The sequence below is a fragment of the Streptomyces sp. NPDC030862 genome (assembly GCF_055571835.1).
The window spans coordinates 149,761-172,612 of the sequence record NZ_JBVIEN010000011.1; the positions used below are offsets into that span (position 1 = coordinate 149,761).

Genomic DNA, 22,852 nt, shown 5'->3' on the forward strand with positions numbered 1-22,852 from the left:
AGCCTCAGCTCTCCTTGCGCCAGGGTCGGCACAGCAGCAGGAAGCAGCCCACCGCGCCGACCGCGCACACCAGCTGCACCACGGCCATCGGAACGGCCGTCCGCTCCCCCGCGATGCCCACCAGCGGGGAGGCGACCGCGCCGATCAGGAACGACGACGTACCGAGCAGCGCGGAGGCGGAGCCCGCGGCGTGCGGGGTACGCATCAGCGCCTGGGAGTTGGTGTTGGGCATGGCCAGGCCCATCGCCGACATCAGGACGAACAGCCCGGCGGCGACCGGCACCAGGCCGACGGGCCCGAAGACGCCGCTGGTCATCAGGAGCAGTGCGAGGGAGGCCAGCGTGAGCACCGCGAGGCCGAAGGCCAGCACCTTGTCCATGCTGACCCGGCCCACCAGCAGCTTGCCGTTGATCTGCCCGACCGCGACGAGGCCGACGGAGTTGAGCCCGAAGAGGAGGCTGAAGGTCTGCGGGGACGCCCCGTAGAGGTCCTGGACGACGAAGGGCGAGGCCGAGATGTACGCGAACAGCGCGGCGAAGGAGAGCGATCCGGCCAGCATGTAGCCGGTGAAGACCCGGTCGGCGAGCAGCCCGCGCATGGTGCGCAGCGCCTCGCCGACGCCACCGCCGTGCCGCCGCTCCGGGGGCAGCGTCTCGCCCAGCCACTTCCACACCACGAGCGTGAGCAGCACCCCGACGGCGGTCAGGACGTGGAAGACGCCGCGCCAGTCGGTGAGCCGCAGCACCTGCCCGCCGATCAGCGGGGCGATGATCGGCGCGGCGCCGGAGATCAGCATGAGCGTGGAGAAGAACCGGGCCATCTCGACCCCGTCGTACAGGTCCCGCACCACCGCCCGGGCGATCACGATGCCGGCCGCGCCGGCGAGGCCCTGGAGCAGCCGGAAGGCGATGAGCAGCTCGATGCCGGGCGCGAAGGCGCAGACGGCGGTGGCGGCGACGTACACGATCATGCCGATGAGCAGCGGGCGGCGGCGGCCCCACTTGTCGCTCATGGGACCGGCGACGAGCTGGCCGAGCGCGAGGCCGGCGAGGCAGCCGGTGAGGGTGAGCTGCACGGTGGCGGCGGGCGCGCCCAGGGCCTTGGTGACCTCCGGCAGGGCCGGGAGGTACATGTCCATGGAGAGCGGCGGCAGGGCGGTGAGCCCGCCGAGTACGAGCGTGACGAGGAGGCTCGCGCGGCGCGCGGCGGCCGTGGCTTCCCCTCTCGTCGGTGCCGTGGTCTCGGCGCCTTCGGTGCGTATGTGGCTGGGGCCGCTCTCCGGCATCACGTCTCCTCTTCGCGGGCTGGCTCAGCGCCCTATGCTCGCAGGTCGACGGCAATGGTTGAAACCTCAAGAGCCGGGTGCGGTCCGCCGGGGGCGGCCCCCGCCGGGGTCATACCGGCCGGAGGCCCGGATCCCCCGCCTCCGTCACGAACGACGCGGCGGTGGTGACGGAGGCGCCCGGGGTCGTCACCGCGGAGACGGTACGGAAGTCGGCGCGGGCGTGTTCGGGCGTGAGCGTGACCCTGAGGTAGCCGCGGCGGCCGTTGTAGAACCGCAGGTGCGGGTTGGCGCGGGTGAGGTTGTCCCAGTTGGCGGGCTTGTCGGCGCCGTCCCGGCCGCTGCTGACGGAGGTGGCGACGAGCTCGGTGCCGATGGTGCGGGAGGCGGGGTCGTCGAAGTCGGCCTTGAGGTCGAAGGCGTACCCGACGTGCACGTCGCCCGTCAGCACGACGAGGTTCTTCACCCCGGCGGCCTGGGCCCCGTCGAGGATGCGCTTGCGGGAGGCGGGGTAGCCGTCCCAGGCGTCCATGGACAGCTTGAAGTCGGGCCCGGGGACGTTGCGCCGCCGGGCGAAGGTGACCTGCTGCGGCACCACGTTCCACACCGCGCCGGAGTCCTTCCAGCCGTCGAGGAGCCAGCGCTCCTGCTCCGCGCCGGTCATGGTGCGGGCCGGGTCCTCCGACTCCGGGCCGGGCGTCTGCCAGCCGTCGCCGTAGGCCTGGTCGGAGCGGTACTGGCGGGTGTCGAGGATGTCGAACTGCGCCAGGTCGCCGAAGCGCAGCCGCCGGTACAGCCGCATGTCCGCCCCGACCGGGCGCTGCGGGGTGCGCAGGGGCTGGTGCTCCCAGTACGCGCGGTAGGCGGCGGCCCGGCGCAGCAGGAACTCCTCCGGCGGCACGTCGTTCTCGGGGGTGCCGCCCGCGTAGTTGTTCTCGGTCTCGTGGTCGTCCCAGGTGACGACGAAGGGGTGCGCGGCGTGCGCGGCCTTCAGGTCCCCGTCCGTCTTGTAGAGGGCGTACCGCAGGCGGTAGTCCTCCAGGGTCACCGTCTCCCGGTTGAAGTGCGCGGGCAGCTGCCGGTCGGTGTAGCGGCGGTGGCCGCCGGCCGCGTCGACGGCGTACTCGTACAGGTAGTCGCCGAGGTGGAAGACGGCGTGGACGTCCTCCTCCGCGAGATGCCGGTACGCCGTGAAGTACCCGTCGTGGTACGCCTGGCAGGACGCCGCCGCGAGCCGCAGCTCCCCGACGCGGGCGGCGGCGTGCGGCGCGGTCCTGGTGCGGCCGACGGGGCTGAGCCAGGCTCCGGCGCGGAAGCGGTAGTAGTACGGGCGCCCGGGCGCGAGGCCGCCCGCCTCGACGTGCACGGTGTGGTCGAACTCCGGGTGCGCGGTGGCGTGGCCGCGTCTGGCGATCCGGGTGAACGCCTCGTCGTGCGCGAGCTCCCAGCGCACCTGGACGCGGGCGCGCGGCAGGCCGCCGCCGGGTTCGTACGGGCGGGGCGCGAGGCGCGTCCACAGCAGGACGGAGCCGGGGAGGGGGTCGCCGGAGGCGACGCCGAGCGTGAAGGGGTCCTCGGTGATCATCCGGGCGTCGAGCTCGGCGGCGCTCGCCGCGCCCGCGGCCGGCAGGTTCACGGCGAAGGCGAGGGCCGCGGCGGCCCCGGTGACGGTGAGGAAGCGGCGGCGGTCGAAGTGGCGGGCGGCGGCGCGCAGTTCGGCGGTCATGCGCTCAGTGCACCGGGCCCGGTTGTCGCGTCCACAACATCCACATGTCGGCCATATGAGTTCCAGGTGCCGGACCCTCCCGTACGCTGCGGCCCCATGAACGCTGTACGGAGGATCGCGGTGGTGACGGGCGCGGGCTCGGGCATCGGCCGGAGCGTGGCGCTGGCACTGGCGGAGGACGGCTGGTCGCTGGCGCTGGCGGGCCGACGGGCCGAGCCCCTGGAGGAGACGGCGGCACGCGCGGGCGCGGGTGCGGAGGTGCTGTGCGTCCCGACGGACGTCACCTCCCCCGACGCGGTGGCGGCCCTCTTCGCCGCCGTACGCGACCGGTACGGCCGCGTGGACCTGCTCTTCAACAACGCGGGCAGCTTCGCGGGCGGCGGCACGCCGGTCGAGGACCTGGCCTACGACACGTGGCGGTCGGTCGTCGACGTCAACCTGACGGGCGCGTTCCTGTGCGCCCAGGCGGCGTACCGCCAGATGAAGGAGCAGTCGCCGCAGGGCGGCCGGATCATCAACAACGGCTCCATCTCGGCGCACGTGCCGCGCCCGCACTCGATCGCGTACACGGCGACCAAACACGCCATGACGGGCCTGACGAAGTCGCTCTCGCTGGACGGCCGCCCGTACCGCATCGCCTGCGGCCAGATCGACATCGGCAACGCGGCGACGGAGATGACCGAACGCATGCAGGCGGGCATCCTCCAGGCGAACGGCACCCTGGCCCCCGAACCGGTGATGGACGCGGCGGACGTGGCCCGGACGGTGGCACACATGGCGGCGCTGCCACTGGAGGCGAACGTCCAGTTCGCGACGGTCATGGCGACGACGATGCCGTACATCGGGCGCGGCTAGGGGGTGTCCGGAAAGTAGCGCCGTCTGCCCGCAGGGCAGGGCCCGCGGCGTCTGGTGCGTGTGATCGCAAGGCGGCGGGTCGCCCCCGTACTGGCCAACCCACCGAGCCCTGCCCGAACACGATCCGCCGGACAGGACCCAGCCGCGTCCGAACGTTTTGTCGGATGATCACCCCGGTGCGTAGGGTCGCCGCTGACACGCACCGACCGCGTCTGAGGTCGGAGGCTCCGCCGCCGACGGGGGCCATGAGCGGCGGCTACGGGGAAGGAACCAGTTGAAGAGGCGTTTCGTGGCAATGGCCGCCGGCATGGCGACCGTTGCGCTCGCACTGCTCGGGCCGGGCAGTCCACAGGCTCAGGCCGAGCAGGGTGTCCAGGCCGCCGAGGACCATGGCCTGTCGTTGGACAACTTCGTACTGCGGCCGGTACGCAACCAGGCCACGTTGGGCAGGCTCACGAGCGAGCTGAAGGCCGAGATCCCAACGGTCGGAGTCAACAAGATCCTCCAGGAGGCGAACAACACGGGCACACGGGAACGATCCGGCTCGTGCAACCCGTCCGCGTCGGCCGGGGTCCCCATCGACAACCTGTACAGCAGCATCTGCTTCGACGCCGACGACGCGGGAACCGACGGCGGCACCCCCGAGTGGCGTCCCCAGGGCGTGACGAGTGTCGCCGACGCCGACGCGGACCAGGTCTGGGGCGATCCCGAACCCGACATCGGTTGGAACCCGTCCGAACACCGGCCGATGATCGTCACCTGGTACCACCTGGACAAGGTCACCGAATCCCCTGACAAGGACGGAAAGAACACCGACGTCAAGGGCGTGCGGATCAGCATCATCGACAAGAACACCGGCAAGTACGCGCACGTCCTGCTGGTCTACCCGTACGACAACGTCAACCAGAACGCCAGCTACATGAGCCTGCGCACGTCGCAGCGCTACGGAGAGGGTTCCCTGCACGCCGGCGGCATCGTGTGGTACGGGTACAAGCTGTACGTGCCCGACACGGCCCGTGGTTTCCGCGTGTTCGACCTGCGGGACATCATGGATCTCAAGGCCGCGGGCGACAAGGGCAACCTGACCGAGAAGCGCATGGTGGGCCGGCAGGACGGCGTCTACTACGGTCACGGCTACCGGTACATCCTCCCCGAGTCCACCGGCTGGACCAACGCCGCATGCGACGACTTCGACCTCCCTGGCGGCCTGCCCGGCTGTGACATGCAGGACGAGGACAAGGATTGCACCGCGGACGACCGCACCCCGAGGACCAGTTACGCGAGCCTGGACCGCTCCGGATCCGTACGGCACATCGTGAGCGGTGAGTGGTGCTCGGCAACCGCCGTGTCCGGTCCGAAGGAGACGGGCCGGGTCATCCGCTGGCCGATGGAGACCAGCGGTGGAGTCCCGCGTACCGACGCGAACGGGATGTGGCGGGCCGACGCGGCCTACCGCATTCCCTATGTCTCCACATGGGATCAGAACGGCACCGTCCAGGGCGCGGCCGTGATCGACGGGACCTGGTACCTGAGCCAGAGCTACGGTTCCACGAAGCTGGGCACCCTGATCAAGGCCACCCAGCCCGGCACCAGCACCGGAACGCTGACCGCCGACCCCGTCCGCCGCGTCGCGGCGATCGGCGTGGAGGACCTCTCGGTCTGGCCACGGGACGGAGCCGACCTCATCTGGAGCGTCAGCGAATTCCCAGGGAAACGCATGCTGTACTCCGTCACCCAGTAACGGAGTCCGCCGGCTGCCCCGCCCCGGCGGGGCAGCCTTGGCCACTGGCCCGGGTCGGGGGCTTGAGTCCTTGCTCGTTCGTCGGACACGGTTGAGGCGGCGCGGCGTGGAACAAGAGTCCGCCCCGGGTGCGTTGGGACGGACATGACGATCACTTCGCGCTCCGCCGAGGTCCTGCGCTACACGGCGTTCTCCGCCGACCCCGACGGGGGCAACCCGGCGGGTGTCGTCCTCGACGCCGCCGGGCTCGGTGACGCGGACATGCTGGCGATCGCCGCCGAGCTCGGGTACAGCGAGACCGCGTTCCTGACGCCGCCGCCGGCGGAGCTGGACGGCGCCGGCGCGGGGCGGGCGTTCACCATCCGCTACTTCAGCCCCAAGGCGGAGGTGCCCTTCTGCGGGCACGCCACCGTCGCGACGGCCGTCGCGCTCGGCGAGCGCCTCGGGCCCGGGGACCTGGCGTTCGCCACGCCCGTCGGGACCGTGCCGGTGACGGTGTCGGTGCCGGAGGACGGCGGCGCGCTGCGGGCCACGCTCACCAGCGTGGAGCCGCGCGTCGAGGAGGTCTCGCCGGCCGACGTCCAGGAGGCGCTGGAGGCGCTGGGCTGGTCACCCGCCGAACTGGACGCGGCCCTGCCGCCCCGGATCGCCTTCGCGGGCGCCCGCCACCTGGTGCTGGCCGCCGCGACCCGGGCCCGCCTGGCGGATCTGGCGTACGACTTCGACCGCCTCGCGACGCTGATGCGCCGCCTGGACCTGACGACGGTCCAACTGGTGTGGCGCGCCTCGCCGACGGTGTTCCACGTCCGCGACCCGTTCCCGGTGGGCGGCGTCGTCGAGGACCCGGCGACGGGCGCGGCGGCGGCCGCCTTCGGCGCGTACGCCCGCGAGGTGGGCCTGGTGCCCGAGGCGGCGGTGCTCACCCTCCACCAGGGCGAGGACATGGGCCGCCCGGGCGTCCTGACCGTCGAACTGCGCGCGGGCGAGGGCCGCGTCCGCGTGAGCGGCGCCGGGGCGCGGATCATCGGGTAGCGGGCGCCTCAGGAGGGCTGCCACCCCCCGATGGGCCTGAGTGCGCCGCCGGTGCGGCAGTTGCCGTGTCACGGGGCGCCCGCGGGGGCGTAGAGCCTCAATCCTCGGAATGCCCACTCCAACTGTGAACATCTTGTGTAGTTTGAGCGGCGCTCAGTTCACCGCTCCTGGAGAGACCCGATGACGCCACCGCCGCCGCCCGGCTACCCGCAGCAGCCCCCGCCGTATCCGTATGCGCCTTCGCCGGTCCGCCGCTGGTGGCAGCACCCCGCGCTCATCATCACGGCCTTGGTCCTCATCCCGCCGGGCGGCATCGCGCTCGCCTGGCTCAGTGGCTGGAGCCGGACGAAGAAGATCGTCGCCACGGTGCTCTCCGGCGTGTGGTTCCTGGCGATCGTCCTCAGCGACCCGCCGAAGGACCAGGAGGCCGACGCGAAACCCACTGCGACCAGGAGCACGGCGCCGACGACTCCGGCACCCGGCACCACTCCGAGCCCGGCGGGGCCGCCCAGTTACGTCGGCAAGAACCTCAAGGACGCCCGCGCCGCGGCAGACGCCGCCGGGTACGACTCCGTCTCGCACGACGCCTCGGACAAGGACGCCGGCCAGTGGGACGACGACAACTGGCGCGTCTGCTTCCAGACTGTGGCGGCGAAGAAGACCGGCAAGCCGCCCACCCTGGACTTCGGCGTGGTCCGCGCGGAGTGGCCGTGCCCCGCGAAGGACGGCGAGCCGATCCCGCACCCGAAGATGCCGAAGGTCGTCGGCCTGACGTTCACGAAGGCGTCCGACACCCTCAAGCCGATCGGCTTCGAGGAGATCGAGCCGCAGAGCGCGTACACCGACGTCACGCTCCCCGCGTCCGTGGACGACTGGAAGGTCTGCTTCCAGGAGCCCGAGGAGGGCAAGCAGATCGAGTCCCCGAAGACGACCACGGCGTACCTCAAGCTGACCGCGCCCGGAACCGCGTGCCCGACGGACGAGCACACCGAACTCCACCCCGACCCGACGACGCCGCCGCCCAGCACCGGCGACGACGACTCGGACTCCTCGACGTCCGGCGGCTCCTCGTCGTCCGGCGGCTCGACCGGCTCCGGCGGGGGCGGCAGCGCCTACTACAAGAACTGCGACGCCGCCAAGGCCGCCGGCGTGGCCCCCATCCGCAGCGATGAACCGGGCTACCGCAAGGGCCTGGACCGGGACGGCGACGGCATCGCCTGCGACCGCTAGCCACCGGCCCCGGCAAGCCCCCGCCCCTGGCGGGGGCTTCGTCGTTCGTACCCCGGCTCGGTGCGGCTTCGCGTCATCGAAGGGCCCCACCCGTACCGGATCGGGGGAAGCTTCCCGCTGTGCCGGGAGCACCGGCTCGTCCGAGCACTACCCTCCGGCGCATGGACGATGAACCGCTGTCCCAGTGGGCCGAGCGCCGCGACGCGAGGATCGGACAACTCCGCGCCGTGCCGCTCGTGAGCGGCGACGGGCCCCGCGGGTCGCATCTGCACCCTGATGCACCCCGCGCGATCCAGCGGTGGAACGGGCACATGTGGGAGCCCCACGGTTTCGCGGCAAACCTCGCGGAGGCGAGGCGGGTGCTGTTCCCCGAGGCCGAGACGGCGCCTGCCGAGGCGCCGGCACCGAAGCTCGGACCCGGAACCGGGAGACACCGGAAGCCGCAGGCTCCCCGGTAGGTGTGGGGCAGACGAGTCGGGCTGTACGCCGGGTTCTGTGCCCCGGGACCTCGCGGTCGTCGGGGCGACGGCCATCCATCTAGGACCGGCGTTGCCGTCGGCCTCGTGCGGTCTACCCGCGGACTCGGGCGGGCAGCCCTCGAACGTCCGCGCAGGGAGCCCTTCTTGCGAAGGACGTCCCCTCTTGACCTTGCTCCAGGTGGGGTTTACCTAGCCGCCTGGGTCACCCCAGGCGCTGGTGGTCTCTTACACCACCGTTTCACCCTTACCGAGGACCGAGGTCCCCGGCGGTCTGTTTTCTGTGGCACTGTCCCGCGGGTCACCCCGGGTGGGCGTTACCCACCACCCTGCCCTGTGGAGCCCGGACGTTCCTCGGGAGGATCCGAGGATCCCCACGCGGCCGTCCGCCCGGCTCGTCTGCCGTGTCGACCATGGTACCCGGCTGCCGCGACGCCGGGACCGGACGCCTTGACCTTGCCGCAGCGTCAACGTTTGTACTGGTCGCATGCGAATCGGAGAGATCGCCGCCCTCGTCGGGATCACCACGCGTGCGGTGCGGCACTACCACCACCTGGGGCTGCTGCCCGAGCCCCCGCGTCGGGCCAACGGCTACCGGGAGTACGGGCTGCGTGACGCCGTGCTGCTCGCGCGGATCAGGCGGCTGACCGAGCTCGGGCTCGGGCTGGAGGAGGTGCGGGACGTGCTCGCCGACGACGCGGGGCGTGAGCTCGTCGACGTCCTGGAGGAGCTGGACGCCGACCTGGCGCGGCAGGAGGCGGAGATCGGGGCGCGGCGGGAGCGGCTGCGGGTGCTGCTCGGGCAGGCGCGGGCGGGGCGGCTGCCGGTCGAGGGGCCGGTGTCGCCGGGGCTCGCGGAGCTGTTCGGGGACATGGCCCGGGCCTCCGCCGCACGGCCCGGGCCCGAGCCCGCGATGGCCGCGCGGGACCGGGAGGTGCTGGCGCTGCTGGAGTCCGTGGCACCCGGAGAGGAGGGGGAACGGCTGGTGGAGGCCATGCGGGCGGTGACGCTGGCGCCGGGCGCGATGGACAGGGCGTACGAGGTGTACGAGCGGCTCGACGCGCTCGCGGACGCCGCGGTCGACGACGTACAGGTGGAGGAGACCGCGCGGGCGCTGGCCGGGCTGCTGCCGGACGGGATGGTGCCGGAGGCGGCGGAAACCGAGGACCGGGCGCTCATGGACGTGTTCTTCGCGGACTTCGCGCCCGCGCAGGCCGAGGCCCTCCGGCGGGCGCTGCGGATCGTCGGGGAGCGGGGGCGGTGAGGCCGGTGGTGGCGCTCGTCCGGCACGAGGCGCGGCTCCTGGCGAGCCTCGCGCGGTGGGTGGCCAGGCGGCCGGACGGGGTCGGCGGGGCGGACGTCCTCGGGGTGTTCGCACACGCGCGGGACCAGGCGGCGTACATGTACGGCTTCGCCTTCGTGTGCGCCGTCGAGACGGTGGGCATGGCCTGGCTGCTGGCGCCCTGGCCGGTGGTGCACCAGGTGTTCCTGGTGCTGGACGTGTACACCGTGCTGTTCGTGCTGGGGCTGCACGCCGCGTCGGTGACCCGGCCGCACGTGCTGACCCGCGACGCGCTGCGGGTGCGGCAGGCGGGGCACGTGGATGTGCTGATACCGCTGGAGCGCATCGCGTCCGTACGGCATGAGCTGCTCTTCTCGCACCCGAAGGAGGAGGGGGCCCTCCAGCTGGCGGTCGCGTCGCAGACGTCCGTCACGATCGAGCTGGCCGAGCCCGTCACCGCCGTACGGCTGCTGGGCGGGCGGTACCCGGTGCGTACGGTGCGCTGTCACGCGGACGACGCGCGGGCGCTGGTGGCCGCGGTCAGGCGGGCGCGAACAGCGCTTTCGCCCGGCCCGGGTCGGCCTGGGTGAGCCGTACGCGCAGCCGCTCGCCCAGCGGGAGGGGGCGCGTGCCGCCCTCGACGCGGGCGACGACCGCCGGGTCCTGGAGGTGGACCGTGCCGACGGCCGGGTCCCGGTCGTGGACGTCGACGACGTACGCGTCGAAGACCTCGCCGACGTGGTCCTGGAGCAGGGCCGCCTCGACGAGGTCGACGCACTCCCGCTCGACGGTGCCCGCCCGGCGCGTGCCCGCGGCCATCTCGTCGGGGAGCGCGGGCAGGGCGGCGCGTACCCACTCGGGGGGTTCGCGGCCCGCGGCGGCCGCGAGGCAGAGCTCGCCGGCGTAGCGGTCGACGAGCCGGCGCAGCGGCGCGGTGCAGTGCGTGTACGCGTCGGCGACGGCGGCGTGGACGGCCGGCTCCGGCAGCTTGCCGCCGTCGAAGACGGTGTAGCCGGCGCCGCGCAGGAGCGTGGTGCAGTCCTGGAGGAAGGCGGCGTGGCGGGGGTCGCGCGGGTCGAGCGAGCGGACGAGGGCGGCGTACGAGACGTGGTGCGGCCACGCGATGCCCAGCGCCTTCGCCGAGTGCCGCAGCCGGGCCACGGCGCCGGAGGGTGCGGTGGGCAGGGTGCGCAGGATGCCGGTGCCGGCGGCGGTCATGAGGTCGGCGGCGGCCATGCCGGTGAGGAGGGAGATCTGGGCGTTCCAGCCGTCGGCGGGGCGCGGGGCGCGGTACTCCAGGCTGTAGGTCCCGTCCCGGTCGCTCCGGGTGACCTCCTGCTCGGGGACGTTGAGGGAGATCCCGCCGCGCTCCGCCTCCAGGCGTTCGCGCAGGATCCCGATGTCGCGCAGGAGGGCGATGGGCTCCTCGGCGGTGCCGGTGTCGATCTGCTCCTGGACCTCGGCGTAGTCGAGGCGGGCGCGGCTGCGGACGAGGGCGCGTTCGACGTCGGTGGCGACGGGGTGGCCGTACGCGTCGAGGTCGATGCGCCAGAGGAGGGCGGGGACCGGGCGGCCCGGGAGGAGGCTGGCGGCGCCCTCGGAGAGGACGGGGGGATGGAGCGGGACGCGGGCGTCGGGGAAGTAGAGGGTGAGCACACGGCGGTGGGCTTCGGCGTCGAGCGCACCGCCGGGGGTGACGAAGGCGGCGACGTCGGCGATGGCGTAGTGGACGCGGTAGCCGCCGTCGGGCCGGTGGGCGAGGTGCATGGCCTGGTCGAGGTCGGTGGAGCCGGGCGGGTCGACCGTGAAGAACGGGATGTCGGTGGCGTCCCGGGCCGGCGGGCGCGGCGCCTTGGCGGCGGCCTCCGCCTCGGCGAGGACGGGGGCCGGGAAGGCGCCGGGGACGTCGAGCCGGGCGCGCAGCGCCTCCAGCGCGGCCCGGAGGGGAGCCTCGGCGGCGCCGGTGACGCGGATCTGGCGGCGGGGCATGGACCGAGCGTAGGCCGCGGGGCGGGAGGCGGCATGTTGGTGGCCCGCGGTACGTCGGTGACTCGCGGCACATCGGCGGCCCGCGGCATGTCGGTGGCCCGCGGCACGTCGGCGGCCCCTCGCCGTCGTCTCGTACGCTGGCGCGGGGGCCGCACCCCCTTTTCGTACGTGACGAAGGAGAACCACCGTGCTCGTGCTGTTGCCGCCCTCCGAGGGCAAGGCCGCTTCGGGGAGCGGCGCGCCGCTGGAGCCGGGCGCCCTGTCGCTGCCGGGGCTCGCCGGGGCGCGGGCCGCCGTGCTGGACGAGCTGGTGGAGCTGTGCGCCGCCGACGAGGACAAGGCCCGCGAAGTGCTCGGGCTCAGCGAGGGGCTGCGCGGCGAGGTCGCCAAGAACGCCGGGCTGCGGACGGCGGGGGCGCGACCGGCCGGGGAGATCTACACGGGCGTGCTGTACGACGCGCTGGGCCTGGCCACGCTCGACGAGGCGGCGCGCGAGCGGGCACGGGAGTGGCTGCTGGTGTTCTCGGGGCTGTGGGGCGCGGTGCGCGTGGACGACCGGATCCCGTCGTACCGCTGCTCGATGGGCGTGAAGCTGCCGGGCCTGGGCGCGCTGGGCGCGTACTGGCGTACGCCCATGGCCGCGGTGATGCCCGAGGCCGCCGGGGAGGGGCTGGTGCTGGACCTGCGGTCGGCGGCGTACGCGGCGGCGTGGAAGCCGAAGGGCGAGGTCGCGGGGCGCACGGCGACGGTGCGGGTGCTGCACGCGCCGACGCGCAAGGTGGTGAGCCACTTCAACAAGGCGACGAAGGGCCGGATCGTCCGGAGCCTCCTGGAGAACGGGGCCGCGCCCGGCTCGCCGGCCGAGCTCGTGGAGGGGCTGCGGGACCTGGGGTACGTGGTGGAGGCGGAGGCCCCGGCGAAGGCGGGGAAGGCGTGGCAGCTGGACGTGCTGGTGGACGAGGTCCACTGAGCCGCGGTTGCACGTTGTGCAACGAGATCCACTGAGCCGCCGTTGCGCAGTGCGCAACGGTCGTTGCGGTGTGCACGGAGCCTCGGGAGGATGCCGGGGTGAACCCCGCGCCTTCCGTGCTGGACCTGGCCGCCGCCGCCCCCGTCGTCCCCGTCGTCGTCCTCGATGACGCCGCCGACGCCGTACCGCTGGCGCGTGCGCTGGTCGCCGGCGGGCTGACGGCGATCGAGGTGACGCTGCGTACGCCGGCGGCGCTCGACGCCATCGGGGCCATCGCCGACGGCGTACCGGACGCGGTGGTCGGCGCGGGCACGGTGCTCTCGGCGCGCGGCGTGGCGGACGCGGTCGCGGCGGGGGCGCGGTTCCTGGTGAGCCCCGGCTGGACGGACGGCCTGCTGGGCGCGATGGACGCGTCCGGCGTGCCGTACCTGCCGGGGGTGTCGACGGCCTCGGAGGTCGTCGCGCTGCTGGAGCGCGGGGTCGGCACCATGAAGTTCTTCCCGGCGGAGGCGGCGGGCGGCACGGCGTACCTGCGGTCGCTGGCCGGCCCGTTGCCGGGGGCGCGGTTCTGCCCGACGGGCGGCATCTCGGCCGCCTCGGCGCCCGCCTACCTCGCCCTCCCGAACGTCGCCTGCGTCGGCGGCAGCTGGATGCTCCCGCCGGACGCCCTCGCGGCGCGGGACTGGCCGCGGGTGGAGTCCCTGGCACGCGAGGCGTCGTCGCTGCGGGATACGCCCCAGCGCTAGGACTTGCCCATGCCGGCGACGAACTCGTCCCAGCTGGCGACCGTCTTCGCCGGAGGTGCGGTGACCGGGGGGACGGCGCCGAAGTCGGAGTACTCCTCGGCGAGCTGCTCTTGTCCCTTGGGGGTCGTGCCGGATTCCTGAGCCTTGAGGACGAGGTCGTCCTTGCCGACCCACATGTCGATGACGACCGACTTCATGCCTTGCTTCTTGGCGAGTTGGACGTAGGAGTCGCGGACGTCCTTCTTCATGGCGGGGCCGTCGTACGAGGCGAGCCGGTCGAGCTCGACCGTGCCGCGGTAGTGGTCGGCGGGGCGGCCGGCCACCTTCTCCTCGGCGACCCACGCGGTGGAGTCGGTCGCGGCGAGCGCGCCCGCGAACTCGGTGACGTAGCCCGCCGCACGGGAGTTCCCCGCGTCGCCGCCGTCGGCACCGCCGAGGTCCATGGTGTACCAGCTCTTGCCGGGGATCGCGTCGGTCTTCACGTAGACGTGGCCGCCCGCGAAGATCATGTGTTGCGACCCCGTGGCCGACTTCGTCTTCATGTCCGTGGCCGAGGGCTTCCGCTGGAAGAGCATCTCGGACCGGCTGCCCGGGTCGTCCGGGCCATGGCCCGTCTGGATCGTCTTGTACGACGGCTGGGCGTCCATCTTCGCGGCCGCGGCCATCAACACGGCACGGGGGTCGGTCCGCCTGCTGTCGTCGTCACTCCGGCTCCCGCCCCCGGCGCGGTCGGAACCGCCCTTGCCCTGACCGGCGTCGCCACCGCATCCCGTCAGCACCATCGTGAGCGCCGCCCCCGCGGCTGCCAGCACGATGCCCCTCCCCTTTGCCTGCACAGGCCACGTTCCTTCTCAGTTGTCCGGCATTCTTCGCGATCTTAGCCGTTTGCGCAGGTCGGACCATGTGCAGCCACCCGGCAGCGGCTGCGCGCAGCGCGGCGGTCAGCGCAGGTGCGACGTGTCGTTCAGCAGCCGGACCGAGGCGTTGCCGTCCTTGTAGTACGCCACCGCCGAGAGCGACGCCGCCGAGAGCTCCATGCGGAACAGGGACTCCGGCGGGGCGCCCAGGGCCAGGCGGATGAGGGTCTTGATCGGGGTGACGTGCGTGACCAGCAGGACCGTGCGGCCCGCGTAGCGGGCCGTCAGCTCGTCGCGGGCCGCCGCGACCCGGCGTGCCGTCGCCGCGAAGGACTCGCCGCCCGTGGGGGCCGACTTGGCGGAGGACAGCCAGGCGTCCAGGTCGTCGGGGTACCGCTCGCGGACCTCCGCGAAGGTGAGGCCCTCCCAGGCGCCGAAGTCCGTCTCGCGCAGGCCGTCCTCGATGCGGACGTCCAGGCCCAGCCGCGCCGCGACCGCCGCGGCCGTCTGGCGGCAGCGCTGCAGCGGCGACGAGACGATGTCCTGGATCGTGCCGCGCGCCGCGAGCGCGGAGGCGATCGCCTCGGCCTGGCGCAGGCCCACCGCCGAGAGCTCCGGATCGCTGCCGCCGCTGCCCGAGAAGCGCTTCTCGGGGGTGAGCGCCGTCTCGCCGTGGCGGAGGAGCACGAAGGTGGCCGGTGCGCCGAGGTCCGCGGGCACCGCCCAGCCGACCGGGGGCGTGGAGTGCGCCGCGGCCTCCGCGGCGGCCGCCGTGGCCACCGCCGAGACGCTCGTCGGCTGGGCCGGCACCGCCGAAACCTCCGACGAGACGCCGGCCAGTGCCGCCCGCGCCTTCGCCGCGCCGGCCGCCGCGTCGCCGACCACGCGGGCCGCGCCCGCGTCGAGGGCGGCGACCGACGCCGACGGCTGCCACTGCTTGCCGCGCTTGCCCGCGTCCATCGCCTCGTTCGCGAGCCGGTCCGCGTGCTTGTTCTTCTCGCGCGGGATCCACTCGTACGTCACCTGGGACGCGGGGAAGACGCGGGCGGCCTCCGCCGCGAGCGGCTTCATGTCCGGGTGCTTGATCTTCCAGCGGCCGGACATCTGCTCCACGACGAGCTTGGAGTCCATCCGTACGCGGATCTTCGCGTCGGGCGCCAGCTCCCGCGCCGCCTTGAGCCCGGCCACCAGGCCGCGGTACTCCGCGACGTTGTTCGTGGCGACGCCGATGTACTCGGCGGTCTCGACCAGGGGTTCCCCGGACACCGGGTCCAGGACGACCGCCCCGTACCCGGCCGGGCCCGGGTTGCCCCGGGAGCCGCCGTCCGCCTCGACGATCAGCTCGCGCAGCTCGGCGGCGGGCATCAGACGCCGGACTCCGCCGTGCGGACCAGGATGCGGCGGCAGTTCTCGCACCGCAGGACGGTGTCCGGGGCGGCGGCCCGTACGTCGTTCACCTCGGTGATGTTGAGCTCGATGTGGCAGCCCTCGCAGCGGCGCTGGTACAGGCGGGCCGCGCCGACGCCGCCCTGCTGCTCGCGGATCTTCTGGTAGAGCTTCATCAGGTCGGCGGGCACGGACGCGGCCACGACCTCGCGCTCCTTGGCGACGGACGCGGCCTCGCCGTCCAGCTCCTGCAGCGCGGCGTCGCGCCGCGCGGTCGCGTCGTCGACCTTGCCCTGCACGGAGCCGGCCCGCTCGGTGAGCTCGGCGACCCGCTCGTGGGCGGACTCGCGGCGCTCCATGACCTCGAGGACGACGTCCTCCAGGTCGGCCTGGCGCTTGGCGAGGGAGACGATCTCCTTCTGGAGGTTCTCCAGGTCCTTGGGGGAGGTGATGGCGCCGGAGTCCAGCCGCTGCTGGTTCCGGACGGCACGCTGGCGCACCTGGTCGACGTCCTGCTCCGCCTTGGTCTGCTCGCGGGCGCAGTCGCTCTCCTCCGTCTGCGCGGCGACGAGCAGGTCACGCAGCTGGGTGAGGTCCTTGGTCAGCGACTCGATCTCGGCGTGCTCGGGCAGCGACTCCCGCTTGTGGGCGATCTGCGCCAGGCGCGTGTCGAGGGCCTGGACGTCGAGGAGGCGGATCTGGTCGGCGGGCGCGGCGTTCAGTTGGGGGCTCCAGAGGAAGAGTGGTGGGACCAGGGGTCGGTGACCGTCTTGGAGACGTGGACCCGCAGGTCCCAGCCGTGGCGGTCGGAAATCTCGTCGAGCTGGGCGGCGGCCAGCTCGCACCAGGGCCATTCGGTGGCCCAGTGGGCGGCGTCGACCAGCCCGAGCGGCGTGTGCTGCGTGGCCTCGGAGGCCGGGTGGTGGCGCAGGTCGGCGGTGAGGAACGCGTCGACCCCGGCGGCCCGTACGGCGTCGAAGAGGCTGTCGCCGGAGCCGCCGCTGACGGCGACGGTACGGACGAGGGCGTCGAGGTCGCCGGCGACGCGGATGCCCTGCGCGGTGGCGGGGAGCCGCTTGGCGGCGCGGGCCGCGAAGTCGCGCAGGGTCTCGGGCGGGTCGACCTCGCAGATCCGGCCGAGGCCGGTCTCGGGGACGAGCGGCCCGGTGACGCGGAGGTCGAGCGCGCCGGCGAGGGCGTCGGAGACGCCGGGCTCGGCGGTGTCGGCGTTGGTGTGCGCGACGTGCAGCGCGATGTCGTTCTTGATGAGCGTGTGGACGACGCGGCCCTTGAAGTGGCCGGCCGCGACCGTCGTCGTACCGCGCAGGTAGAGGGGGTGGTGCGTGATGATCAGGTCCGCGCCGAGGGCGAGCGCCTCGTCGGCGATCGGCTGGACGGGGTCGACGGCGATCAGGACGCGCGTGACCTCGGCGTCGGGGTCGCCGCAGACCGTGCCGACGGCGTCCCACTGCTCGGCCCGCTCGGGGGGCCAGAGGGCGTCGAGCTCGGCGATGACTTCAGACAGACGGGGCACGTAGGAAAGGCTACCTGCCCCGCACGCCCCGCCGCCCTGGCCTGTGGACAACCCCGCTCGCCCGTGCAGCGGCGCCCCCTGCGGCCGCCGCGCCGCACCCCGCACGCCCTGCTCTCACCACTCCCCCTGCTCCCCCAGCACATCCGACCCCACCCCCTCAGGCGAATCGGGACATCGCCACCCTTATAGGTGAAGCAGCGCGACACGCGCGGTTCGGTCCGGCGTACGAAAACTACTTTCAGTCGCCGGAGGTGACGAATCGATGACTGTCTGTGCCATCGATACCGCCGGGCGTACGGGATTCACGATCGCGGCGAACGGTACCTACGCGGCACGCCTGGCGGGTGACGGCGAGGCGCTGTACCCGGAGCGGTGGACCCTGGACGGCCCGGAGCCGTACGCGGTGCCGCTGCCGCTCGCCCAGCCGGAGGACCCGCACGCGCAGTTGCTGCCGCTCGCGGACGGACGGGTGCTGATCGGTCGCCGTACGGGCGAACGGCACACCTTTTCCCTGCTGTACCCGACCGGGCCGGGCACCGGCCAACTGCCGCTGGGCGCAGTCGAGTCGCCGTCCCTGCGGCTGCTCCCGCCACCTCCGGGCGGCACGCGCGCGTACGCCCTGACGGTGGGCGAGTACTCCTCCAGCGTCTGGCTGGTGGCGGGCGGCGCGTTCGGCCCGGAGCACGTCGCGGAGGTCAAGGGGCACTGTACGGGCGGGGTCTGGCTGGACCGTACGGGCCGGCTCCTGGCGCTGGACCGGCAGCTCGACGGCGGTCCGGTCAAGGCGGTCGCGGTCGACCTGGAGCGGGGCGGGGAGGTGACCCCGCTGCTCCAGATCACGGAGGCGAGCGAGGACCGGCTGCTGCTGGCGGACGCGGACAGCGGCCTGCTGCTGATCCGCTCCGACGCCCCGTCACCGGGCCACGCCCGGCTGGGCTGGGGCGTCCTCGGCAGCACACTGCCGGTCCGCTTCCCCGACTGCCTGCGCCTGGCCGACGCCGCCGTGACGCCGTTCGCCGTCCAGCCGGGACAGATGCTCACACCGGAATCCTGCGCGGTGGCGCTGCGCATCGACGCGGCGACCGGCAGCTGGGTGGGCGTGTGGCGGCCGTCCGGGCGGCGGCTGCTCCAGCTCCCGGCACCGGCGGGCTGGTTGACGGGCACGGGCCTGTGGACGCGGGACGGCGTGCTGCACCTGCCGTACGTCGCCGGATCCGTACGGTGCGGGCTCGCGCGGATCGCACCGGACCCGGAGGCGCTCACACAACCGCCACAACCGGAGTCCACGGAGGGGGAACCGCCGGGGCGCGAGGTGACTCCTGGTGTGTGCAAACCGGTTCCGCTGCAACAGGCACCGCTGCAAGGAGCACCACCGCAGGAAGCGCCGCTGCGCGGGGCAGCGCCGCAGGGGGCACCACTGCAAGGAGCACCACTGCAAGGGGCGACGCTGCTGCGGCGGACACCTCTGACCGGCCCGACGGCCCGCGGCTAGACTCACGGGCCGCATATGTCAGCGATCACTACGGGGTGAACTTCCTACATGTCTGAGGCCATGACCGACACGACCCACGCGACGCGACCGCAGGGGAACGCCGGCGGCTCCGGAAAGCACCGAGGGGGCGCGGCTACGACGGAGGACCTGTCCTCCCAGCCGCACGGCCGCCACCGCAAGGTCCCGAACCAGGGCACCGCGGCCTGACGGCTCGTCGCACACGAGGAGGGCCGCTCCGGGGAGATCCCCTGGAGCGGCCCTCCTTAGCATGTGCCGTTCGGCGGCCTCAGTCGCTGGAGCAGGCGGTCGCCGTCCAGCGCCCGCACGGCCCGCGCCATGGTGCGTACGTGGATCTCCTTCTCCTGCCGCTCGTACATCGCGGACAGGCCGTCCCGCAGCGCCCGCGCCTCCGCCACGAGCGCCTGCGCGGCCCTCAGCGCCGTGTACGTCTCCGTCGTACGCGACGGGTTGGCGCCGCCGAGCCGCTTGAGGGCGGCGAGGTACGCGTCGACGACCCGGCTCTCCGCCTCGGTGAGGGCCGGGATCCCCGGCGCCGGTTCATCCGGGACCATCACGGCGCCAGCTGGCTGTCGCGCGTCGAGATGATCTGGTCGACGAGGCCGTACGCGAGGGCGTCCTCGGCGGTGAGGATCTTGTCGCGCTCGATGTCGTCGCGGATCTTCTCGATCGGCTGGGTGGAGTGCTTCGCCAGCATCTCCTCCAGCTGCGTACGCATGCGCAGGATCTCGTTGGCCGCGATCTCCAGGTCGGAGAGCTGCTCACGGTCGGTGCCGCCGGACGGCTGGTGGATCAGCACGCGGGCGTTCGGCAGGGCCATCCGCTTGCCCGGCGTACCGGCGGCGAGGAGGACGGCCGCGGCGGAGGCCGCCTGGCCCATGCACACCGTCTGGATGTCCGGCTTCACGAACTGCATCGTGTCGTAGATCGCCGTCAGCGCGGTGAAAGAGCCACCGGGACAGTTGATGTAGAGGGCGATGTCCCGGTCCGGGTCCATGCCCTCCAGGCAGATCAACTGGGCCATGAGGTCGTTGGCCGAGGCGTCGTCGATCTGCACGCCCAGGAAGATGATGCGCTCCTCGAAGAGCTTCGCGTACGGGTCGTACTCGCGCACGCCCTGGGACGTGCGCTCCGTGAAGTGCGGCAGCACGTAGCGCGCCTCGGCGGACTTGTGGAGCGTGCCCGGATTCACCATGTCGTCGTCCCCTCACTGGTCCAGCGTACGAGTCAAAATGTACAGGACGTACAGAACATAGAATGGGGGAATGGCTTATGAGATTCCGGTGACGCAGGCCCGGGCGGAGCTCGCGGATCTGATCAACCGCGTGGTCTACGGCGGCGAGCACGTGGTCCTCACCCGCCACGGCAAGCCGCTGGTGGCCCTCGTGACGGCCGCCGACCTGGAGCGACTGAAGGGCGGGGACGCTCAAGAGGGCACACCGGAGGGCGCGCCGGAGGAACCGGAGCGGATCATCGGGACCGTGTCGTCCCTGTCCGAGGCCCCGTCCTCCTCCGTCGGCGAACAGAGCCAGTGGGGCCTCACCGCGCAGACGGAGATGTAGGGGTCCGGCGGCTCCCGGACCGGATCCTCAGGCCGTGAGACCCTCAAGCCTTCAAGCCCTCACTGGTCCGTCGTCGTGCGGCGCGGCAGCCACAGCACCATCAGCACCGCGCCCGCCAGCAGGATCCCGGCGCCCGCGCGGAAGGCGAGCGCGTAACCGGCGGTCAACGCCTCCGGGCTCGTACCGCCGGAGGTGCGGGCCGCGGCCAACGTCGACAGGGCCGCGAGGCCCAGGGCCCCGCCCATCGTGCGGGACGTGTTCACCAGGCCCGAGACGAGCCCCGCGTCTCCAGGGGCCGCGCCCGAGGTGGCCAGCGAGGCCAGCGGGGTGATGACCAGGCCGATGCCGAGCATCATCAGGATGCCCGGGCCCATGATCATCGTCAGGTACGCGCTGTGCGCGTCCATCAGCGACTGCCAGCCGAAACCGGTCGCCGCGATCAGCGTGCCGAGCACCGCGAGGTTCCGCGCGCCGGTCACCGCCATGAGGCGCGGCGCCAGCTTGGCACCGGCGAAGACGCTGAGGGAGCTCGGTACGAGCGCGAGGCCGGCCTCCAGCGGGGTGTAGCCGAGCACGTTCTGCGCGTACATCGTCATGAAGAACCACATGGCGAACGACGCCGAACCGTTCACGATCATCGCCACGTTGGCCGCCGACACCGCCCGCGAGCGGAAGAGCTTCAGCGGCATCAGCGGCGCCGCCGTACGCGCCTCCACCGCCACGAACGCCCCCAGCAGCACCAGTCCGCCCAGCAGCGGCACCAGCGTCTCGGCGGCGCCCCAGCCGGCCTGCTCCGTCTGCACGATGCCGTACGCGACCGCTGCCAGGCCGCCGGTCACGAGCACCGCGCCCGGCAGGTCCAACCGCCGCGCGCCGCCGCCCTGGCTCTCGCGGACCCACAGCGCGGCGCCGATCAGGACCAGGACCCCGACGGGGACGTTGATCAGCAGCACCCAGCGCCAGGACAGCAGGTCCGTCAGTACGCCGCCGACCAGTCCCCCGGCGGCGCCTCCCGCTGCGCCCACCGCCGACCAAGTGCCTATCGCCCGCGTCCGCGCGGGTCCGGCCGGTACCGCCCCGGTCACGATGGTCAGCGTCGCGGGCGCCAGCACCGCCGCCCCGAGCCCCTGCACCGCGCGGGCGGCGAGCAGCTGCCACCCCTCCACCGCGAGCCCGCCCGCCACGGACGCGGCCGTGAACAGCCCAAGACCGATCAGGAACACCCGCTTGTGCCCGAACAGGTCCGCCGCCCGCCCGCCGAGCAGCATGAACCCGGCGAAGGCGATGGTGTACGCGTTGAGCACCCACTGGAGCCCCAGCGCCGAAAGGCCCAGGTCCGCGCGCATGGAGGGCAGCGCCACGTTCACGACGGAGACGTCCAGCACCACGAGGAACTGCCCGGCACAGGCCGCCATGAGGACGAGCCAGGCACGGGCAGGGGCCGGGGCGGTGGCGGTGGTGGCTGTGGTGGCGGAGTCGGGGGTCTGGGTGTCGGGGCGCGGCTGGACCATGCGTGTCATGGTCGCAGCTGCGGTGCGGGTCGTACATCGGGCCTTCGACGTACGACCCGCCCTACGTCAGAAGTCCCCTCCGGCCGCCGCCGCGACGAACGCCGCGAACGCCGCCGTACCGACGGCGAAGGCGGGACCCTCGGGGTTCTTGGAGTCGCGGACGGCGACGCGGCAGGGCTGCGCGGCGATCTCGACGCAGTCGCCGCCGTTCGTGCTGCTGTAGGAGGACTTGCGCCAAGCGGCGGCGCCGAGAGGGGCGCACTCGACGCAGTCGCCACCCGTGTCGCCGCTGTACGACGACTTACGCCACCGTGCGCCCGTCAGATGCTGGATGCTCTCCATAGCGTTCCTCCATTACGCGGGCGATCAGCGCCACCGAATCCTCCACCGAGAGGGCGGCAGCCTGGAGGTGATCGTAACGGAGCGAACCCTCCCTGAGAGCCTGAGGATTGGCCGTCATATGGCCCTGCACGAAGTCCTCGGTGTAGACGAGGTCCGGGTCGTCCTCGAACCGCAGAAGGTTGAACGAGCCCATGAGGCCCGCGTGCGCACCAGCCGTGAAGGGCAGGATCTGCATCTTCACCCACTCCCGCCCCTGAAGGCTCAACAAGTGGGCGAGTTGTTCTCGCATGACCTTCCGGCCGCCGATCTCCTGGTGCAGCACCGCTTCACTGAGCACCACCCACATCAGAGGCGGGTTGTCCCGATCCAGTATCCGCTGCCGCTCCATTCGGGCCGCCACCCGGGTGTCGAGGTCCCCATCGGTCCGTACGCTCAACACCGCCCGCGCGTACGCCTCGGTCTGGAGCAGGCCGTACACGAGCTGCGCCTGGTACGTCGAGATGTACGTCGCCCGCGCCTCCATCTCCGCGTACGGCTGAAACCAGTGCGGCAGTTGGCTTCGCAGCACCAGCCCGATCAGGCGAGTGAAGGTCCCGCCCGTCTTCAGCGCGGCGTCGAGGCGTTCGGACAAGTCGCGGGTCGGGACCTTCTTCGTCGTCTCGATCTGGCCGATCAGGGAGCCCGTGCAGAAGACCATGCGGCCGAGCTCACCCTGCTTGAGACCGGCCTCCTCCCTCAGGCGGCGGAGTTCGGAGCCGTAGAAGTCCAGCGGTGAGGCGCTGGGATCGAGGACGCGGATGTTGACCATGTAGCGGCCACCC

24 protein-coding genes and 1 other RNA gene are annotated in these 22,852 nt (G+C 72.9%); 12 read left to right on the forward strand and 13 right to left on the reverse strand.

What is annotated here, in order from left to right; genetic code table 11:
- Window positions 1-4: 4 nt before the first annotated feature.
- A complete protein-coding gene (locus ACZ42X_RS27870) occupies window positions 5-1,285 on the reverse strand; it encodes a Bcr/CflA family multidrug efflux MFS transporter (RefSeq protein ID WP_468295507.1) in 1,281 nt (426 codons plus the stop codon).
- 109 nt (window positions 1,286-1,394) lie between these two features.
- Window positions 1,395-3,008 (reverse strand): alkaline phosphatase D family protein, encoded by a 1,614-nt coding sequence (locus tag ACZ42X_RS27875; RefSeq protein WP_468295509.1) that lies wholly within the window; start codon window positions 3,006-3,008, stop codon window positions 1,395-1,397.
- 96 nt (window positions 3,009-3,104) lie between these two features.
- Between ACZ42X_RS27875 and ACZ42X_RS27880 the strand changes: the two genes are divergently transcribed.
- From ACZ42X_RS27880 to ACZ42X_RS27900, 5 genes are all read left to right on the forward strand, one after another.
- Window positions 3,105-3,863 (forward strand): SDR family oxidoreductase, encoded by a 759-nt coding sequence (locus ACZ42X_RS27880; RefSeq protein WP_468295512.1) that lies wholly within the window; start codon window positions 3,105-3,107, stop codon window positions 3,861-3,863.
- A 307-nt stretch (window positions 3,864-4,170) separates the two neighbouring features.
- Window positions 4,171-5,604 (forward strand): hypothetical protein, encoded by a 1,434-nt coding sequence (locus ACZ42X_RS27885; RefSeq protein WP_468295514.1) that lies wholly within the window; start codon window positions 4,171-4,173, stop codon window positions 5,602-5,604.
- 144 nt (window positions 5,605-5,748) lie between these two features.
- Window positions 5,749-6,636 (forward strand): PhzF family phenazine biosynthesis protein, encoded by an 888-nt coding sequence (locus ACZ42X_RS27890; RefSeq protein ID WP_468295516.1) that lies wholly within the window; start codon window positions 5,749-5,751, stop codon window positions 6,634-6,636.
- Between the two features lie 180 nt (window positions 6,637-6,816).
- Entirely contained in the window at window positions 6,817-7,866 is a 1,050-nt protein-coding gene (locus ACZ42X_RS27895) for an excalibur calcium-binding domain-containing protein (RefSeq protein ID WP_468295518.1), read from the forward strand.
- Between the two features lie 161 nt (window positions 7,867-8,027).
- Window positions 8,028-8,324: a DUF6087 family protein gene (locus tag ACZ42X_RS27900; protein ID WP_468295521.1), complete on the forward strand. Its 297-nt coding sequence runs from the start codon at window positions 8,028-8,030 to the stop codon at window positions 8,322-8,324.
- An 8-nt stretch (window positions 8,325-8,332) separates the two neighbouring features.
- On the opposite strand, the gene rnpB is transcribed toward ACZ42X_RS27900, so the two are convergent.
- Window positions 8,333-8,740, reverse strand: an RNA gene (gene rnpB / locus ACZ42X_RS27905) — RNase P RNA component class A.
- An 89-nt stretch (window positions 8,741-8,829) separates the two neighbouring features.
- Here rnpB and ACZ42X_RS27910 point away from each other — a divergent pair.
- Both ACZ42X_RS27910 and ACZ42X_RS27915 read left to right on the forward strand, forming a co-directional pair.
- Window positions 8,830-9,606 carry a MerR family transcriptional regulator gene (locus ACZ42X_RS27910; RefSeq protein ID WP_468295524.1) on the forward strand — a complete coding sequence of 259 codons (777 nt, stop codon included), beginning with the start codon at window positions 8,830-8,832 and terminating at the stop codon, window positions 9,604-9,606.
- The gene (locus ACZ42X_RS27915) at window positions 9,603-10,214 is read left to right on the forward strand and encodes a hypothetical protein (protein ID WP_468295527.1); all 612 of its coding nucleotides are present in this window, start codon (window positions 9,603-9,605) and stop codon (window positions 10,212-10,214) included. The genes ACZ42X_RS27910 and ACZ42X_RS27915 overlap by 4 nt, the downstream gene beginning before the upstream one ends.
- Here the strand turns inward: ACZ42X_RS27915 and ACZ42X_RS27920 are convergent.
- The gene (locus tag ACZ42X_RS27920; protein WP_468295530.1) at window positions 10,165-11,613 is read right to left on the reverse strand and encodes an RNB domain-containing ribonuclease; all 1,449 of its coding nucleotides are present in this window, start codon (window positions 11,611-11,613) and stop codon (window positions 10,165-10,167) included. The genes ACZ42X_RS27915 and ACZ42X_RS27920 overlap by 50 nt on opposite strands.
- 187 nt (window positions 11,614-11,800) lie before the next feature.
- Here ACZ42X_RS27920 and yaaA point away from each other — a divergent pair, with 187 nt between their 5' ends.
- Together yaaA and eda are read left to right on the forward strand one after the other, a co-directional pair.
- Complete coding sequence (gene yaaA / locus ACZ42X_RS27925; RefSeq protein ID WP_468295532.1) at window positions 11,801-12,583, forward strand: peroxide stress protein YaaA; 783 nt, start codon at window positions 11,801-11,803, stop codon at window positions 12,581-12,583.
- A gap of 98 nt (window positions 12,584-12,681) precedes the next feature.
- A complete protein-coding gene (gene eda / locus ACZ42X_RS27930; RefSeq protein WP_468295535.1) occupies window positions 12,682-13,329 on the forward strand; it encodes a bifunctional 4-hydroxy-2-oxoglutarate aldolase/2-dehydro-3-deoxy-phosphogluconate aldolase in 648 nt (215 codons plus the stop codon).
- On the opposite strand, the gene ACZ42X_RS27935 is transcribed toward eda, so the two are convergent.
- The 4 genes from ACZ42X_RS27935 to ACZ42X_RS27950 all read right to left on the reverse strand — a co-directional run bounded on the left by ACZ42X_RS27935 (window position 13,326) and on the right by ACZ42X_RS27950 (window position 17,106).
- Window positions 13,326-14,141 carry an SCO4651 family lipoprotein gene (locus tag ACZ42X_RS27935; protein WP_468295538.1) on the reverse strand — a complete coding sequence of 272 codons (816 nt, stop codon included), beginning with the start codon at window positions 14,139-14,141 and terminating at the stop codon, window positions 13,326-13,328. The two genes, eda and ACZ42X_RS27935, sit on opposite strands and share 4 nt — an antisense overlap.
- Before the next feature lie 129 nt (window positions 14,142-14,270).
- On the reverse strand, window positions 14,271-15,551 hold the full coding sequence (locus tag ACZ42X_RS27940; RefSeq protein ID WP_468295540.1) for a bifunctional RNase H/acid phosphatase: 1,281 nt from the start codon (window positions 15,549-15,551) through the stop codon (window positions 14,271-14,273).
- Entirely contained in the window at window positions 15,551-16,294 is a 744-nt protein-coding gene (locus tag ACZ42X_RS27945) for a zinc ribbon domain-containing protein (protein WP_468295941.1), read from the reverse strand. Before ACZ42X_RS27945 ends, ACZ42X_RS27940 begins: the two co-directional genes overlap by 1 nt.
- On the reverse strand, window positions 16,291-17,106 hold the full coding sequence (locus ACZ42X_RS27950; RefSeq protein WP_361414188.1) for a Nif3-like dinuclear metal center hexameric protein: 816 nt from the start codon (window positions 17,104-17,106) through the stop codon (window positions 16,291-16,293). Before ACZ42X_RS27950 ends, ACZ42X_RS27945 begins: the two co-directional genes overlap by 4 nt.
- A 262-nt stretch (window positions 17,107-17,368) precedes the next feature.
- On the opposite strand from ACZ42X_RS27950, the gene ACZ42X_RS27955 reads away from it, so the two are divergent.
- A complete protein-coding gene (locus tag ACZ42X_RS27955; RefSeq protein WP_468295543.1) occupies window positions 17,369-18,598 on the forward strand; it encodes a hypothetical protein in 1,230 nt (409 codons plus the stop codon).
- A gap of 60 nt (window positions 18,599-18,658) precedes the next feature.
- Window positions 18,659-18,805 carry a hypothetical protein gene (locus tag ACZ42X_RS27960; protein ID WP_361415223.1) on the forward strand — a complete coding sequence of 49 codons (147 nt, stop codon included), beginning with the start codon at window positions 18,659-18,661 and terminating at the stop codon, window positions 18,803-18,805.
- A gap of 56 nt (window positions 18,806-18,861) precedes the next feature.
- Here ACZ42X_RS27960 and ACZ42X_RS27965 read toward each other — a convergent pair whose 3' ends face one another.
- On the reverse strand, window positions 18,862-19,170 hold the full coding sequence (locus tag ACZ42X_RS27965) for a hypothetical protein (protein WP_468295943.1): 309 nt from the start codon (window positions 19,168-19,170) through the stop codon (window positions 18,862-18,864).
- Complete coding sequence (locus ACZ42X_RS27970) at window positions 19,170-19,811, reverse strand: ATP-dependent Clp protease proteolytic subunit (RefSeq protein WP_468295546.1); 642 nt, start codon at window positions 19,809-19,811, stop codon at window positions 19,170-19,172. Before ACZ42X_RS27970 ends, ACZ42X_RS27965 begins: the two co-directional genes overlap by 1 nt.
- A 70-nt stretch (window positions 19,812-19,881) precedes the next feature.
- Between ACZ42X_RS27970 and ACZ42X_RS27975 the strand changes: the two genes are divergently transcribed.
- Window positions 19,882-20,178, forward strand: a complete 297-nt coding sequence (locus ACZ42X_RS27975; protein WP_468295549.1) for a type II toxin-antitoxin system Phd/YefM family antitoxin — start codon at window positions 19,882-19,884, stop codon at window positions 20,176-20,178.
- Between the two features lie 59 nt (window positions 20,179-20,237).
- Here ACZ42X_RS27975 and ACZ42X_RS27980 read toward each other — a convergent pair whose 3' ends face one another.
- From ACZ42X_RS27980 to ACZ42X_RS27990, 3 genes are all read right to left on the reverse strand, one after another.
- A complete protein-coding gene (locus ACZ42X_RS27980; RefSeq protein WP_468295552.1) occupies window positions 20,238-21,689 on the reverse strand; it encodes an MFS transporter in 1,452 nt (483 codons plus the stop codon).
- Between the two features lie 66 nt (window positions 21,690-21,755).
- Window positions 21,756-22,031 carry a DUF397 domain-containing protein gene (locus ACZ42X_RS27985; RefSeq protein WP_468295555.1) on the reverse strand — a complete coding sequence of 92 codons (276 nt, stop codon included), beginning with the start codon at window positions 22,029-22,031 and terminating at the stop codon, window positions 21,756-21,758.
- Window positions 21,991-22,839 (reverse strand): helix-turn-helix domain-containing protein, encoded by an 849-nt coding sequence (locus ACZ42X_RS27990; RefSeq protein WP_468295558.1) that lies wholly within the window; start codon window positions 22,837-22,839, stop codon window positions 21,991-21,993. Before ACZ42X_RS27990 ends, ACZ42X_RS27985 begins: the two co-directional genes overlap by 41 nt.
- Between the last annotated feature and the right edge of the window lie 13 nt (window positions 22,840-22,852).